The organism is Desulfomicrobium norvegicum, from assembly GCF_900114595.1.
GTDB classification, from domain to species: domain Bacteria; phylum Desulfobacterota; class Desulfovibrionia; order Desulfovibrionales; family Desulfomicrobiaceae; genus Desulfomicrobium; species Desulfomicrobium macestii.
The window spans coordinates 1-15,757 of the sequence record NZ_FOTO01000002.1 but is presented as its reverse complement, the minus strand read 5'-3'; the positions used below and the strand labels follow the sequence as shown (position 1 = coordinate 15,757).

The window sequence follows — 15,757 nt, the reverse complement described above, 5'->3', positions numbered from 1 at the left end:
GGAGGTTCAGCGGCCGTCTTTTTTATTGTCAGTCGTAGTATTCCGGGGCCTTCTTTACGGACTTCCATGATTCGGGGTCGTGTCCCGTGACGATCTTCGCGCCGCGGGTCTGTTCCAAATGACGCATCCTGTTCACGCTCTTGACGGTTTCTCCGGCGCTCCACATCAGGCCGGGCAGGATGCCGTCGTCGAGATTGGCCTGGGTGTAGCAAGAGTCGGCCGAGAAGAACATGGGGCCGCTGTTAGGGAGGTTGACCAAGATCGATTGGTGGCCGGGCGTATGACCAGGGGTGAAGTATATGACGATCGAACCGTCGCCGAAGAGGTCGAAGCCGTCTTGGGCCCAGCCCTCGAGAATGAGCCAGTCAACGTCCTTGTCGAAGTCCTTACGGATGTAAGCCGCCTTCATGTATGGATCCGGGACATAGGCGAAGTGGAGTTCATCCCGCTGGACGACATAGCGGGCGTTGGGGAAATGACCCACCCCGCCGGCATGATCGAGATGGAGATGGGACAAGATAACGTACTTGATTTCATCTGGCGAACAGCCGATTTTCTTGATCGCGTTCACGCACCACTGGTCTTCGCTCATGACGGGATCGTACGCGGCGACGATGCCGCCCCAGTGTTTTTCCTTATCGTGGATGGTCTCGTAGGCGTTGCCGGTGTCAAAGAGGACTTTGCCTTTGGGATGGTCGATCAGGAAGAAGGGGACCGGGACGTCGAAGGCCTGCCCCACGCCTTGATTGAGGGTGAAAAAGTGTTTCTGGCTTTTCAAGATTCCTGCCTCGAACATGTACAACTTCATTGTGCACCTCCATTCATGTTTGAGTCGAGTTCCGAGAATTCATCATAATCGTCTGGATTTCCTTCGAGTTCATCCCACTTTCTGGCGCGGTAGTAGTCGCGGACCATTGTATCCACTTCGTCGTGGCTGATGGAGTAGCCTGTCTCCGGCAGGGGGTGCGACGTCAGCGCGACGGGAAGTTTGTCGTTTGAACGGTTCAAACCTTCGCGGAGGTTGAATCGGCGTGTATTATCGGCGACTTCCGAAGCCAGCCGGATCATGTCCTCTTCATTAAGATCCAGGCCCGTCACTGCCCTGGTGATGGTGGCGAGTTCCGCCCATTGATACATGTCCCGGTAGAATCTGCAGAGGATAAGCATGTCGAAGTACGTGAGCCTATCTTCCCATTTTTTGAACACGGCCCCCTTATCTGCTGACGAACGGGGATCAACCATGCCCGAGAGTTCCGGTTTGTAGAAGGTCGCCCGCAAGTGGCAGGCGCCCCGGTCTGACGTGGCGTATGCCAGCCCCATGCCCTTGAGGGCCCGCGGGTCGTATCCGGCTGGTTCCAGACCTTTGACATGCACGGCCATGTCCTCCATGTCCCACATTGCGGCCGCATGTCTGATGCCCTGGCTCAAGACTTCCCCGTGCCCGCGACGGGCGGCAATGTCGCGAAGTAGATCTGCAACGCCTTCGACGTCCCCGTAGTCCAGGCTCCCTTCGATCCGTCCACGGCGCGTGGCTTCGATGGCCAGGGCGGCCAGATTTCCGGCGCTGATGGTGTCCATGCCCAGTCGGTCACAGAGGTCGTTCAGGTAGATGACGTCCTCGATGTTTCGTATCTCGCAAAGGCCCCCGAAAGCGTAGATGGTTTCGTACTCCGGTCCCTCCACGGTTAGCCCGGAGCGGGGGCCGTCCTTGACTGTGGAAAGGCGTCCGCAAGCCATCAGGCACTTTGCGCAGGCTTTGGGCACGACTGTACATCGGGTATGCAGGGCTGTGCTGTTGATGGATTCCCTGTGGGCCACTCGGCCAGTCTGCCAATAGCGGGAGGGAAAGCCCCCGACTTCGTTGAGCAGATCGACCAGGCCGCTGGTGCCGACGCGCTTGTAGGTCTGTACGCCCTTGTCGTCTTTGGCTCGCGCGGTGATGGATTTGCCAAACTCTCTCAGAAGTTCCGGGTCGGCAATTGGCCGCCGTGCGTGTCCGTGAAACGCGAGGGCCTTGACCTTTTTGGAGCCCAGCACCGTACCTACCCCGGTGCGCCCTGCGCTTCGCCAGTAGTCGTTTTCGATCACGGCGAATCGGATGAGGTTCTCCGCCGCCGGCCCGATGACCACTGGCCCGCATTTTTCTCCGCTGGTGGCCAGGACTTTTGCCCTGACCGCGTCTTCGGTGGCGTAGGTCTCCATGCCCCAAAGATCATTTGCGGAGTGGCTGCGGACGTCCCTGTCGCTGATCTCGATCCAGATCGGTGTCTCGGATGCACCCTTGATGATAATGATGTCGTAGCCGGCTGCGTCCATGAATTCAGGTGCGTGACCGCCGCTGTATGACTCGGAGTAGAAGCCTGTCTGGGGTGACTTGGTGAAGACTCCGTAGCGCGACGACCCCCAGACCGAACTCCCGGTCACAGGGCCTGTGGCGAAGATGATCAGGTTGTCAGGATCCAGCGGGTCGCGGCCACCGCACCCCTCCTCCAAGAGGAAGTGGGTTGCGAGGCCTTTTCCGCCAAGAGTGCGGGCCAGAAGGGAGTCATCTATGTCGAACACGTCATGGCGACCGGTGCTCAGGTTGATGCGCAGGCCTCTGTTGTAGAATCCGTACATGTGCCTCTCCCTGCTACAGGACTGCGCGGTAGATGTCTTCGGCGTCCGCGAGTTCGAGTTTTCGGGGATTGTTGTTCAGTAGGCGCGTGACCTTCATGACCCCGGCCGCAAGCTCCGGCACATCGTCCGCCTTGACTCCGAAGTCACGCAGCTGTCGGGGAACCCGCAAGTCGTCGGATAATTCGCTCATGGCATCTATGGCTTTTTGGGCAGCCTGGCGCATGCTCAGGCTTTCCGTGGGTTGGCCGAACATTTTCGCGATGCCCGCGAAACGTTCCAGGTTGCCGATCATGTTGAACTGCATGACAGGAACAAGCATGATGGTGTTGGCGATGCCGTGGGGAATATGGAATTCCGCGCCGATAGGATAGGCGAATGCGTGTACGGCTGTGACTCCGGCGTTGGCGAAGGCCATGCCAGCCAGCATGCTCCCGCGCAGCATTTTGGTGCGGGCGGCAATATTGGCTCCGTCGGCGAAAGCCGTTCGGATGTTGCTGAATATCAGGGTGATGGCCTCGACAGCCAGGACGTCGGACATGGCCGTAGCGTTGCGGGAAGTGTACGCTTCGACGGCATGGATCAGGGCGTCCATGCCTGTTGCCGCCGTGACTTTGGGTGGGAGGCCCAGGGTCAGTTCCGGGTCGAGCAGGGCGCAGGCCGGGTAGAGATGGGGACTGACGATGCCCTTCTTGAGCTTTTCGTGATGGTCCGAAAGAATGACGATGGGGGTGACCTCGCTTCCCGTTCCTGCCGTTGTGGGGATAAGGACCAGGGGCAGGCCTGCCTTCTTGATCAGGTCGATGCCAAACATGCTGGTGACAGGTTCATCGTTGGTGGCCAGCACGCTGACGACTTTGGCGATGTCAAGGGACGACCCCCCTCCGATGCCGATGACAGCCTGGGCCCGAGCATCCTTGAGCTTGTCCAAGGCCGTGTTGGCTAGTTCGAATGGAGGGTCCGCCTCGACATTGTCGAAGCGGGAAACGGCGAAACCATCCTGGACAAGTATATCTTCCAGTTTCTGGACGATACCCGTGGCTACCAGCCCTGGGTCCGTGATCACGAGCACCGAGGACGCACCGAAGCGTTTGAGTTCGTCGGTTATGGATGGCAGGCATCCAGGACCCATGACAAGTCGAGGCGTAGTGCTGAAAATTTCTTGTTTTTTCATTGAACCTCCCGAGGGCGCTACATGTAAATTATGAAAATTTCACACATTAAGAGCAATAATATGCAACAATTTATCTCAGCGTCTGTCACTGTGAATTTATCGTATTGCTTCAGATCAGTTTTATTCGTAAATCAAAACATATATTTTACAAGAATTGCATGGAAAAAGATTGGCGATAAAAAAATTTATGATCTGTTTTAACGGCAAAAAAGAGTGATATGTGGTGTTTTACAAGAAGGATGCCAGTCCGCTGGGAGTTGTCGCAGATTTTAACCTGCTTTATATTTTGATGTGTTATGGAGATGTCCATGCAAAGATGGCGGGGAGTTCAGGCGATGTGATGCGATTACGCATCAAGCTTTGACTTGACTGTATAGGCGGGGTGCTCGTGTTTTCAGGGTATTTGTAAAAAAACATTGCGATGCCATATCGCATCAGCCGATGTCGCTTCGCATCGAGCTTTCACCGATACGGATTCCATGGCGCTGGGCCTTGCGAACCACCGTGGATTGGTTGACTCCCAGGGCGCGGGCCGCCGCCCGGGAACTCGGATGCGAGCGGAGTGCCTGGAGCAGGGCGTCCCTTTCGGCCAGATCCACCGCTTCTTTCAGCGTTACGCTACGGGGAGTCTTTGCACAGGCCGAGTTGTTGTCTCGTGAGGAATGGAGCACCTTCTCGGCTTCGGCTCCGGTGATCACGTCTCCACGGGCCATGACCACCAGGCGCTCCATGGTGTTGCTGAGCTGGCGCACATTCCCTGGCCATTTCGAAGCGATCAACATGTCCATGGCATCGGGTTCGATTTGTTTGTTCAACCCGTATTTCTGGTTGTAGCGGCTCAGGAAATGATAAACAAAATCAATGATGGCTTCCTGGCGTTCTCGAAGGGGTGGAATGAAAAGAGGGACGACATTGAGGCGGTAGTAGAGATCGCTGCGGAACTCCTTGGCTTGGACCATGTCATCGAGATCCCGGTTCGTGGCCGCGATGATGCGCACGTCGATGGGCGTTTCGCGAACCCCGCCGACCGGGACGATGGTCCGCTCTTGCAGCACGCGCAGCAGCTTGGCCTGTAGGCCGAGGGGCATTTCGCCGATTTCGTCGAGAAAGAGCGTTCCGCCGTTGGCCGTCTCGAACACGCCCTGTTTGCCGCTGCGCAGGGCTCCGGTGAAGGCGCCGGCCTTGTAGCCGAAGAGTTCCGATTCCAGGAGCTGTTCGGGTATGGCCGCGCAGCTGATCTTGACGAAGGGGCCTCGGTGGCGATGGCTGTTGTCGTGGATCAGTCTGGCCACGACCTCCTTGCCGACGCCCGATTCGCCCGTAATGAGCACCGAGGAATCGACTTGGGCCAGGCGCATGGCCTGGTCGTGGATCTCCCGCATTTTCTTGGAGCGGATGATGATTTCGGGGTTTGGGTTGATGTTGCGGCGTAGGGTGTCCAGCTCCCGCTGGTAGTGGTTCTGCAGCTCGGCCAGGCGTTCGAGCTCCTGCTGCAGCTTCCGCAGTTCCGTCACGTCGCGTACGTTGGTCACCACCCGCCAGATCTCGCCGTCGTCGTCGAAGATGGGGTTGCCGGTGACCACGATGGTTTTCGAGTCCCGGACCTTTTGTATGATGGTCTCGATCCGCCTGCTCTGGAGAACCTTGAGGGTTACTGATTCGTCGTAAAACCCTTCGGTGACCAGTTCCGCCATGGGTCTGCCCATGACTTCCTTCGCCCGGATGCCCGTGATGCGCTCGTAGGCCCTGTTGACCCGCAACGCGCGGCCATTGCCATCGGTGATGAAGATGCCGTCGAAGGAGGAGTCGATGATGGCGTCGAGCTCCTTGGACATGCTGCGTAATTTGGCGATCTCGCGGGCGCGCAGCATGTCTTCCTGAACGTCGCGCAGCAGCACGATGCGTTTCTGGGAGCCATCCGGAAAGCGTGCGGGCCATGTGATCGGCAGAAAGCGCGTCTCGTCCCGCCAGGCGATGATGATGGACTGGCCGTCGAGGGGATCGACCTCGATCTCGAATCCTTCCTCGGTCAGAACCTGGGCCAGTTTTTTGCCCAGCACGTCGGTGGGTTCTTTCGTGCACCAGATGCCTGCCGTGGTGTTGATCCAGCGCACGCAGCATTTTTCATCCACCAGGAACGCCGCTTCGGGCATGTCCATGAGCACTTCGTAGACCGGGATTCTGGTGGATATGGTGCCGCCCCGGAGGATGTCGTCGACGGCCATCATGTCGATGCCGCCAAGGATCTGCGAGCCGTCGACCACGGTCAGGAAGGAGCTGCCGTAGCGTTTGAGTTCCTCGATATCCGTGTCCGGGTGCACGGAGCACATCATGGGCCGTACATGCAGGGAGATCGCATCGGACAGGCTCGAGCCCGTTGCCAGGGCGTTGAGGAGCTCCTCGTAGGAGAACACGCCTGCGGAAAATCCCCGTTCATCGACGACTTGCACCCCGCGCACCATTTCTCGACGGAAGAAGCTGGCCGCCTCCCGCAGGGTCGTGCGCTCCCTGAGAACCTTGACGGGCACTTGCATGATGTCGCGGACTTTCATGGCGTGACGTCGGCCTCCGTACCGCCTTTCGACTCCCGTGCGGTGGCGTTCATTGTCCGGCCCAGGGCTTTAAGCACGGCGTCGCGGTCCACGATGCCAAGCAGTCTGCCGTAGTCGTCGGCTACGACGATGCGTTTGATCTTTCTGTCCACCAGCGTCGCGATGACCTCCGCCAGAGTGGCTTCTGGGCGGACGGTGATGATCTCGGTGTTCATGACTTCCTCGGCGGTGCCTTCAAGCGTTGCGGGCACGGCCTCGCGTTGGGTCAGGACGCCGAGGATCTTGGCCACCAGCGTGGGAGAGTTCTGACGCACGAAGCACTGCAAAAGATCCCAGTCGTGAATGATGCCGCGGATCGTCCTGTCCGCATCCACGATGACCACCCGGCGTAGAGGAGACGCGACAAGTTTTTTCAGAATGTCGGTCAATGGCGCGTCCGGAGCGGCGGTGGGCACGTCCGTGAACAACACGTCACGGGCAAAGGCGTGCACTCCCTCGGGCAGGACGTCGAGATGCGCCGCCACCGCGGAGGTGCGTCCGATGGCCGCGAGCACGTCCGCACGGCTGACGATGCCCATCAGCGTCCCGTCTTCGGCCGTGACCGGCAGGCGCTTGATGTTGCGGGTCGCCATCAGTTTAAGGGCGTCCGTGACCGTGGTCGTGATATTGAGGGTCGTGACCGGAGCCGACATGATGTCGCGCGCTTTGAGTCCTTCGAATTCCAGGCAATGGCTGTGCGTGTGGCGCAGTCCGGACGGCACGTGGCCGTGCATGTCCAGCCGCAGGGGCATGCGTGCACGGGACAGCAGGTCGCCGCCGGTGATTATGCCGGCAATACGCCCGGCCTCCATGACCGGGACGGCTTTTACCTCCTTGTGCAGCAGCAGATCCACCACTTCGTGCAGCGGCGTCAGTGTATCCACGGTGACGACCTGTTCGGTCATCACGTCGCGGATGCGCATGGGCAGGTGGAAGATGGCCTGGCCATCCTGGACCACGATGCTTCCTTCCTCGACGAGCGCGTCGGCCACGGGCAGAAAATCGGCGATGCGCGACGGCGTGTCCACGATCTCCACGATTATAGGCAGATCCTCGGCCAGTCGCAGGATTTTGGCCGTATGCAGAAGATTGCTTGCCCCGAAGCCCATGAAGCCCCGGCAAACCGAAGCCCCTGCCATGCCTCGCCGACGGGCCTCGTCGACGATGACCTCATGGAGCGGCGAGCCGTTGTGCCGTGCCGCCTCGCCCACGAAAATCTTGAGAATCCTCACATCGATCAACTTGACCATCGGGTGCCTCCCTTGATGCGCGCTGTCTGGACTTGTGTCGCGAACATCGTGCCCGGCCGTGCGGCCGTATGTGTTTGCATGTTTGATCCCGGACGGTTGCGCGGCTTTGTGTCCTCTGCCCGGACAATCCATTTACACTTGATATTACATCGGCGCGCCGTGAACAAGACCACGCAGAATCCGCCAAGCACAAGATAGTTCAGACGCTTCTTCCGGGCATTGGCGGCAATGCCCGGTATCGATTCCTTCATAGGCCCCGGATGGATGGTTGAGTGCGACAAGCTGGTAAAAATGTGGCGCCGCTGTCAATGCAAAAATTTCTCTGCATGAAAGTTGATCGCCGAGCAGAAGGAAAAGATGGGAAAATCATACTATTAAAGTGTGGAATAGTTGCTTCATTGTTATTTATTTCGGACTTATAAAGTCGTATTAATTTATTTCATTACATACATAAATGCTTTCTTTGTTCACTCATTTGTATCGTAAATTGGACATATGTTGTTTCACTGGCGTATCCATATAATATTCGTATCCGCAGGAGGTGAAAAAAAGCATGGAGCTGTGCTTTTTTTGTCCCGTCACGCGGTCCGTCTTTCGCTCAGCCCATTGGGATCAGGAGGGTGCATTCAAGGTGTGCGTCGACAGTGACGGACAAAAGCGTCTGCAGGGACGAGTGCGTGTGGCGTGTCCGCTTTGTGGTGGAATGCATGATTACGCACCGGACGAGCTGCCTTGCCCGATGCGTTTCGATGGAGATGACTCTGCGTTGGTCTGCAACAAGGAAGGAGGCGATTCATGGCAAGGGAAGTGAAAAATGTTTTTGCCACGAGTTTGGGGATTCTCGCCGTGGGCGCGATTATCGGGGTCGTGGCGGGATTTCTGCAAAAATTTGGCAATCCGGCGAATATGGGCATCTGTGTGGCCTGCTTCGGGCGTGACATCGCTGGGGCCCTCGGCCTGCACCGGGCGGGCGTGGTCCAGTACATGAGGCCCGAGATCATCGGCTTTGTGCTGGGCTCGTTCGCGGCGGCGCTGGCTTTCAAGGAGTTCAAGCCCAGCGGCGGATCCGCGCCGATCACGCGTTTTGTGCTGGGCATGATCGCCATGATCGGCGCCCTGGTCTTTCTGGGCTGTCCGTGGCGCGTCATTCTGCGTCTGGCCGGTGGTGACGGAAATGCGTTGTTCGGTCTGCTCGGTCTGGTCACCGGAGTCTGGATCGGAACGCTGTTTTTCAAAAGCGGATTCAATCTTGGGCGCACTCAGGTCCAATCCATGTCCACCGGGCTGCTCCTGCCTCTCATGATGCTCGGTTTGCTGGCCCTTCGCCTGGTTTTTCCGCCCGTGGCGGGAGAAGCCCAGAGCGGGGTGCTCTGGTATTCGCTCAAAGGGCCCGGCGCTGCCTACGCGCCGTTGTTTCTTTCCCTGGGCGCGGGTCTGGGGATCGGCTTCCTGGCTCAGCGCAGCAGATTTTGCACCATGGGCGCCATTCGAGACGTGCTCCTTTTCAATCAATGGTATCTGATGACTGGTTTCCTGGCCCTCCTGGTCGCGGCCCTGGTGACCAACGTTCTGCTTGGTCAGTTCAATCCGGGGTTTGAAGGCCAGCCCGTGGCTCACACCATGTGGTTCTGGAACTTCGCCGGGATGCTCATGGCCGGTCTGGCTTTTGCCCTGGCCGGAGGTTGTCCCGGCCGCCAACTGTTCATGTCCGGAGAAGGGAACAGCGATGCCGGGATTTTTGTGCTTGGGTCCATTGTGGGCGCGGGCATTGCCCATAATTTCGGTCTGGCCAGCTCTCCTTCGGGCATTGGCCCGCACGGCATGGCAGCCGTGGTCATCGGTATGGTGGTGCTCGTTTTCATTGGCGTGACAAACCGCAAATAAAAGGAGGCAGCGATGAACCAGACAGTGGATGCCAGGGGGCTGTCCTGCCCCCAACCGGTGCTTATGGCCGTGCAGACCATGCGCAAGGCGGGTTCCGGTGCGTTTGAGGTGTTGGTGGACAACGAGGCGAGCCGGGAGAATGTGGCCCGGGCGGCCCAGAGCCAGGGTTGGGATGTGACCGTTCACGAGATGGAGAATGGCGAATTCAAGCTGGCCCTGGTCAAGCAATGAGCTGGCTGGCCGGGGTGTTCTCCGGGAAAAAGGCCGCAAGGCGCGGTCTTTCGGAGAGGGGGATGCTCCTGTATCCGAGCACCGGCGAAGTCATTCGGGCCGAGTCGGCGCTGCGCGAGGCCGGGGTGGAGGCGGTGGTCAAAGGACCGCCGCCGGATCTGCGCCAGGGCTGCGACATGGTCATTGAATTTTGCCTGATGGAGGAAATGCGGGTGCGGGAGGTGCTGGCCGAGCGCAACCTCCCGCCGCTGCGTGTGGCCGTGGTGCAGGATCATCTTCTTGAGCCGGTCTCTCTTTATCATGTCAAGGCGCTTGGCGATTTCGTGATGGTCCGGGCGGCCAACATGAAGATAACCGTGGATCGCCGAAACCGCCGCATAGTCAATGTTTCCGGAGGGGGTTGCCCGGATGTGCCCTTTCTGGCGGAGATGCTCGTCGGCAAAACCCTGGACGAGGCTCCGGAGCCGCGCACCCTGGGGCGCACGCTTTGCGGCTATGCACTGCAACTGGCGTTCGAGGAGGTGTGCCGGCAATGTCGTGGTTGATTGTGGGCACTGTGCCTGACGCCGATTACGGGCTGACCTGGGGAAGCTTTGTCTTGCGCGGGAGGGAAATGCTGGTCGGGAACCGTCCGCTAAGCGTGGCGCGCGGCACGCCCGCGCTCATGGCCACGGCGGCATTGGCCGCGCGGACTCTCGGCATCGAGACCCCGCAAGCCCTCATCGTGGGGGACACCGGCACGGGCGAAGGCAGCGCCAGGCTGTACGCGCGGCTGGTGGAAGGTCTGGGCCGTTGCGGATACGCAGGGCTGACTTTTCATTATCTGATGCCCGATGTGGAGTGGCACAACAAGATCCTGTGGGGTCTTGAAGGTCTGGCCCACACGCCCATGCTGGTCGCCGATGCAGGGTTCATGTATGCGGCCAAGATGAGCGGTTTCGCGGCCCATTACGATCTTTTTACCCCCGATGCGGGGGAAATGGCCTTTTTGGCCGACGATACCGCGCCCCATCCCTTCTACACGAGGGGCTTTTTTCTGCAGGAAGAGGAGCGCGTGCCGGACCTGATCAAGGCCGCGCATGACGGGAAAAATTCGGCGCGTCATCTGCTGGTCAAGGGGCGTGTGGACCATGTGGCGGCAGCCGGAAAAATTCTTTCCGAGGTCAGGTCTCCCGATGTTCCAGCCATGGAGCCCATCGGAGGAACCGGCGACACCCTGACCGGCCTGGTCACGGCGCTTCTGGCGGCGGGCAAGCCCGTACCCGAAGCCTGCCGGATCGCGGCGCTGGCGAATCGGCTCATGGGCAGTTTGGCCGCCCCCGATCCATCGTTCGGCGTGGCCGATCTGCTCCAGTTTTTGCCACAGGCGCTTGAGCGGGCGCTGACCCTGGAGGGTCGCTGAATTCTTCATGACACGCACGCGGATTCGCTCGTGCAGAAAGCCAGGAGCGTCGGCGAAAATACAAAAAACGGGTGGCGACAGTTATGCCGCAACCCGTTGGTTCGTTTGAAGGGAAGTCGTTTTCAGTGTGCTGATGACACGTGGTGGAAATTTTGCGCGTTGAGCCGGAGGTGAGGACCTGACTATTGTCCGGCCGGGAGCATGCCGATTTCGGTGACAATGGCCTGGTCGATCCTGCGGATGAGGTCCGGGTCCACGGCTTTGGAATATATGATGTAACGAAGATTGCCCTGCGGGATGTCGTTCATCGCGCGCAGCATGAATTTGTCCCTGTGCGTCTGGGCCGCCTGCAGGAGGACGTCAACTTCCTCGGGCGGCATCAGCATGAAATCGAAGCGCCTGGATTCGAGCATCTTGAGCAACCGGACCGTGTCCGTCGTGACCTGCACAGTCTTGTGTTCGTATTTGGCCAGCATCCCGTCGAGTTGGGGGCCTTCCGATAGCCCCTGCACCCTGCCGAAAAAGAATTTTCCGCTTTGCAGCAGTCCTTCGAGGCTGTCGTACGGGCGGAATTTTTGTTCGTTCTCCCGCAGCAGGAACACTTCCGCAGGCCGGTTCACATAAATGGGCAGGGAAAAGCGGGCGAACTGTTCGCGCTCCGGGGTTTTGAACCAGCCCAGCGAGGCCGCCGGATGATCGCTTTTTATTTCGTGCAGGATTCGTTTGGCGGGAACGAAGAAAAATTTGGCTTCAATCTGGGCCGAAGCCAGGATTTTGCGGGCAAGATCAACAATGATTCCCGATGCCTCGCCATTCTCAAGCTTGTGGTAATAGGGCGGGTATTCGAAGTAGTAGATGTCGAGGGTCTCGGCGATGCCGCCTTGGGGCCGCATGCACATGAGCAGGAAACCGAGGCACATCAGCGCTTTTTTCAGCATGGGCCCTCCTTGGACATGAAGAGCGCAGTGGTCGCTTCCGAGGTGTGTCTTATTTCCATGGAGATTGTCATACGTACAGACCGGCTCGGTCGGCAACCATTACTTCGCCCTGGCCGTGCGGGATGCAGACCGGGAATATACGTAGCCTTCAGCATGAATGCTACAATGGAAAAGCGGCTGCCGAGACCACCGCAATTGTTGACAGATTTTTCAATCCGTCGGGTCCGCCTTTGAGTAATGCAGAAAGGCGCTCACTTGTTGTGCTGGGGCTGGGGGACTTTTCATCTTGGTAAAAAAAGCAAAAGAAAAAGGGTTGCAACATTTCTGCTGCAACCCTTTGACTTACTGGTGCCGAAGAGAGGACTCGAACCTCCACCGGGGAACCCCGACTAGACCCTGAACCTAGCGTGTCTACCAATTCCACCACTTCGGCGTGACGTGAGAAGCGTGTTTATGTGAGAGGTTTGGGTTTGGCAAGGGTTTTGTTGGCTTTTTTTTAATTAATTTTTTTTAACACGTGATTTCAGGGCATTGAATCGGGTCGTGGGCATTTTTCTCGCGACTGAGCCTGTGTTGAAGCCTGGGTTCTTTTGGTATAGAGGCAAGCCAGCTTGTTGCCTGGAGGAAAAAATTTCATGCATTGCGTTACTTGGCCGGATCAGATCAGCGGCCTGGAAAAAGGGTCCTGCGTCACCATCGGCAATTTTGACGGGGTCCACATTGGACACCAGCGTCTCATTGCCCGGGTGCGGGACCTGGCTGCCGGTTTCGGCCTGCCGTCGGTGGTCATCACCTTCGAGCCTCATCCCCTGCGTTTTTTCACGGGAAAGAAAACCCCGCCTTTCATTACACTTTATGAACAACGGTCCGAACTCATCCGTGCCCTGGGCATAGATCACCTGCTCTGTCTTGAATTCAACCAGGAACTGGCGAGCATGAGCCCCGAGGATTTCGTGCGCCGCATTCTGGTTGAAGGCCTGCATGTCAGGGAATTGGTCATCGGGTATGACTACGCGTTCGGCAAGGGCCGGGGTGGCAACTACTCCCTGCTCACTCGGCTCGGGCAGCAGTGGGGGTTCGGGGTCGAGCAGCTTGAGCCCGTGATGGTCGATCAGGCCATTGTCAGTTCCACGCGCATCCGCGATCTGGTCGAGGCCGGGGACGTCTGGGCGGCCAAAGCCCTGCTGGGACGATTCTACCGCGTGTCCGGAACCGTGGTTCACGGACAGAATCGGGGCGGGCGTCTGCTTGGTTTTCCCACCGCCAACATGCATCTTGTGGACGAGCTTTTTCCCAAGACGGGCGTGTATTGCTGCTGGGCCGAGTTGGATGGAGAGCTCCATCAGGCCGTGGCCAACATCGGTTACAACCCGACCTTCGGCAATGATGTGCTTTCCGTCGAGGTGCACATCATGGATTTGAGCGAGGACCTGTACGGACGCGCACTGAAGGTGCATTTCGTGCAGCGCCTGCGTGGCGAGCGCAAGTTTTCCGGACTCGATGAACTCAAGGCGCAAATCGGCAAGGACATCATCCTGGCCCGGACCATCCTGGCCCTGCCCGAAGCCCGACTGGTCTGAGGCGGATACATGCGCGCATTTTTCAGGTCTTTGTTCAAGATTCCCATGGAGCTGGCTCACAGCTACCATTCCGTATTGAGTTTCAAGTGGTTGGCGCTCGGGATCGTGGTTGGGGCCATGACGGGCCTCGGGGCCGTGCTCTTCTATGTCGCCATCGAATGGTTGCAGCATCTGCTGCTCACGACCTGGGCCGGTTTCAGCCTGCCGGTGCCGGCGGGCGAGAACCTGTTTTCTGGCGAGGCAGGAACTTTTCGGCCCTGGCTGCTCTTCGTCTTCCTGGGAGTGATTGGCCTTTTCACGGGTTACCTCCTGCGGCGCTTCGTGCCCCAGACCCGTCACGGCGGCACGGATGGGACCGACACCATGATCAAGGCCTTTCATCATCAGGAGGGGCACATCACGCCTTCCGTACCGGCCATGAAGGTGGGCACGTCCATCCTGACCATCGCCGCCGGAGGCAGCGCCGGACGCGAAGGGCCCATCTCCCTGCTCGGGGCCGGATGCGGTTCCTGGCTGGCCGGCAAGCTGCGCCTCTCGGCCAAGGAGCGGCGCATTCTGCTTCTGGCGGGAGCGGCCGGGGGCCTTGGTGCCATCTTCCGCGCTCCCCTGGGCGGGGCGCTCACTGCCGTCGAGGTCATCTACCGCGAGGATTTCGAGGCCGAGGCGCTGCTCCCCTCCATTATTTCCTCCGTGGTTTCGTACTCCCTCTTTACCCTGGTCTTTGGATCCGAACCCATTTTCGGGATTCCCAAGTTCGAATTTTCCGACATCCGCGAGTTACCCGTCTACGCAATCCTGGGGCTGGTTTGCGCGGCCACGGGTTGGTTCTACGTACGCACCTTTCGCTTCATCAAGTTCAAGGTGTTCTGGCCCCTGACCGATCGGTTTGGGTTTGTGCCGGCAGTGGCCTTGGGCGGATTGGGTATGGCCAGTATAGGGTATCAGTTCCCGGAGCTGCTGGGCGGGGGGCAGGGCTGGCTGGAGCTGGCCATGCTCGGCAAGCTGTCCGTGACCATGATGGCCGGGATGATCGTGGGCAAGACGCTGGCCACGTCCGTGGTCCTCGGCTCGGGCATGAGCGGGGGCATGTTCGCACCGGCCCTCTTTGTGGGCGGCATGAGCGGCGGCGTGGTAGGCACCTTGGCCCAGCGCCTCTTTCCATCCGTGGTGGTCGAGCCGGGAGGCTACGTTCTGGTGGGCATGGCCGCCTTTTTTTCCGGTGTGGCCAATGCGCCCATTGGTCCGCTGGTCATGGTCTGCGAGCTGACCCAGGGTTACGGATTGCTCGCTCCGCTGATGCTGGCCACGGCCATCGCGCTGGTTCTGGGACGGAACGTGTCGCTGTATGAAAATCAGGTCGACAACAAGTTCGAGTCCCCGGCCCATGTCGGCGACGCGACCATCAACATCCTGGAACGGGAAAAGGTCGAGGCGCACTACAAGCCGAGCCGGGTGACCATCGTCGAGGAAGGGACGCATTTCGGCGCTCTGACCGACATCATCGTCAACTCCAACGAACTGTGTTTTCCGGTGCGCGGCGCGGATGACAGGATAACGGGGATGCTTGCGGTGCAGGATCTGCGCAAGGTCCTGTTCGAGGACACCTTGTGCGAATTGCTCGTGGCTGGCGATGTGGCCCGAAAGGTCGTCGTGTTGCGGCCGGACGAGGACCTGTACACGGCCCTGCTCAAATTCGTGGAATCGGATCTGGCCCAGCTGCCCGTGGTGGACAGCGAGAACCCCACTAAGGTGCTCGGCATGCTGGCCAGGGAAGACGTGTTCACTGCCTATGCCAAGACCTTGAAGACCATGAAGGAGCAGACCTGATCTTTGCGCCGCCCGAAGCGGAGTGAAGCCCGCATGAGCCTGTGTTTGCGTGGGCACAGGCGTTCGTTTTTGGATGGAGTGCTTTTTTGCACGGCCCAAAAAAGAATCCCCACTTTTGAAGCGGGGATTCTTTTTTTTTAAGCGGTCCGGTGACGGGCCGGAAACCTAAACCTTTGCGGCCTGCAGTTCCTCGGTGGAGTAACCCCAGCCCACATTGTGCGGAGCAAGGAGTTCTTCGCGGAAGAAGCGGGGCAGCTGGTCGTC

General features: G+C 58.9%; 12 protein-coding genes and 1 tRNA gene. 6 read left to right on the top strand and 7 right to left on the bottom strand.

Annotated features, from left to right (window positions below; all coding sequences use genetic code 11):
* Nucleotides 1-28: 28 nt before the first annotated feature.
* From BMZ24_RS04095 to BMZ24_RS04075, 5 genes are all read right to left on the bottom strand, one after another.
* Nucleotides 29-808, bottom strand: coding sequence for an N-acyl homoserine lactonase family protein (locus BMZ24_RS04095; RefSeq protein WP_092189592.1), 780 nt, complete (start codon nucleotides 806-808; stop codon nucleotides 29-31).
* On the bottom strand, nucleotides 805-2,619 hold the full coding sequence (locus BMZ24_RS04090; protein WP_092189590.1) for an aldehyde ferredoxin oxidoreductase family protein: 1,815 nt from the start codon (nucleotides 2,617-2,619) through the stop codon (nucleotides 805-807). The genes BMZ24_RS04095 and BMZ24_RS04090 overlap by 4 nt, the downstream gene beginning before the upstream one ends.
* Nucleotides 2,620-2,632: 13 nt before the next feature.
* Nucleotides 2,633-3,790, bottom strand: a complete 1,158-nt coding sequence (locus BMZ24_RS04085) for an iron-containing alcohol dehydrogenase (protein WP_092189588.1) — start codon at nucleotides 3,788-3,790, stop codon at nucleotides 2,633-2,635.
* 434 nt (nucleotides 3,791-4,224) lie between these two features.
* On the bottom strand, nucleotides 4,225-6,342 hold the full coding sequence (locus BMZ24_RS04080; RefSeq protein WP_092189586.1) for a sigma 54-interacting transcriptional regulator: 2,118 nt from the start codon (nucleotides 6,340-6,342) through the stop codon (nucleotides 4,225-4,227).
* Nucleotides 6,339-7,631 (bottom strand): DUF190 domain-containing protein, encoded by a 1,293-nt coding sequence (locus BMZ24_RS04075; RefSeq protein WP_161949030.1) that lies wholly within the window; start codon nucleotides 7,629-7,631, stop codon nucleotides 6,339-6,341. The genes BMZ24_RS04080 and BMZ24_RS04075 overlap by 4 nt, the downstream gene beginning before the upstream one ends.
* A 795-nt stretch (nucleotides 7,632-8,426) precedes the next feature.
* Here BMZ24_RS04075 and yedE point away from each other — a divergent pair.
* The 4 genes from yedE (at nucleotide 8,427) to BMZ24_RS04055 (ending at nucleotide 11,148) form a co-directional block, all read left to right on the top strand.
* The gene (gene yedE, locus BMZ24_RS04070; RefSeq protein WP_092189582.1) at nucleotides 8,427-9,515 is read left to right on the top strand and encodes a YedE family putative selenium transporter; all 1,089 of its coding nucleotides are present in this window, start codon (nucleotides 8,427-8,429) and stop codon (nucleotides 9,513-9,515) included.
* A 12-nt stretch (nucleotides 9,516-9,527) separates the two neighbouring features.
* Nucleotides 9,528-9,746, top strand: coding sequence for a sulfurtransferase TusA family protein (locus BMZ24_RS04065; RefSeq protein WP_092189580.1), 219 nt, complete (start codon nucleotides 9,528-9,530; stop codon nucleotides 9,744-9,746).
* A gap of 62 nt (nucleotides 9,747-9,808) precedes the next feature.
* Entirely contained in the window at nucleotides 9,809-10,291 is a 483-nt protein-coding gene (locus tag BMZ24_RS04060) for a putative Se/S carrier protein (RefSeq protein ID WP_244150279.1), read from the top strand.
* Nucleotides 10,279-11,148: an NAD(P)H-hydrate dehydratase gene (locus BMZ24_RS04055; RefSeq protein WP_092189576.1), complete on the top strand. Its 870-nt coding sequence runs from the start codon at nucleotides 10,279-10,281 to the stop codon at nucleotides 11,146-11,148. Before BMZ24_RS04060 ends, BMZ24_RS04055 begins: the two co-directional genes overlap by 13 nt.
* 182 nt (nucleotides 11,149-11,330) lie before the next feature.
* Here BMZ24_RS04055 and BMZ24_RS04050 read toward each other — a convergent pair whose 3' ends face one another.
* Both BMZ24_RS04050 and BMZ24_RS04045 read right to left on the bottom strand, forming a co-directional pair.
* Nucleotides 11,331-12,086: a substrate-binding periplasmic protein gene (locus BMZ24_RS04050; RefSeq protein ID WP_092189574.1), complete on the bottom strand. Its 756-nt coding sequence runs from the start codon at nucleotides 12,084-12,086 to the stop codon at nucleotides 11,331-11,333.
* Between the two features lie 346 nt (nucleotides 12,087-12,432).
* Nucleotides 12,433-12,519 (bottom strand) — tRNA-Leu (locus tag BMZ24_RS04045).
* A gap of 202 nt (nucleotides 12,520-12,721) precedes the next feature.
* On the opposite strand from BMZ24_RS04045, the gene BMZ24_RS04040 reads away from it, so the two are divergent.
* Complete coding sequence (locus BMZ24_RS04040; RefSeq protein WP_092189572.1) at nucleotides 12,722-13,666, top strand: bifunctional riboflavin kinase/FAD synthetase; 945 nt, start codon at nucleotides 12,722-12,724, stop codon at nucleotides 13,664-13,666.
* A 9-nt stretch (nucleotides 13,667-13,675) separates the two neighbouring features.
* Nucleotides 13,676-15,493, top strand: coding sequence for a chloride channel protein (locus tag BMZ24_RS04035; protein WP_092189570.1), 1,818 nt, complete (start codon nucleotides 13,676-13,678; stop codon nucleotides 15,491-15,493).
* Nucleotides 15,494-15,757: the final 264 nt, after the last annotated feature.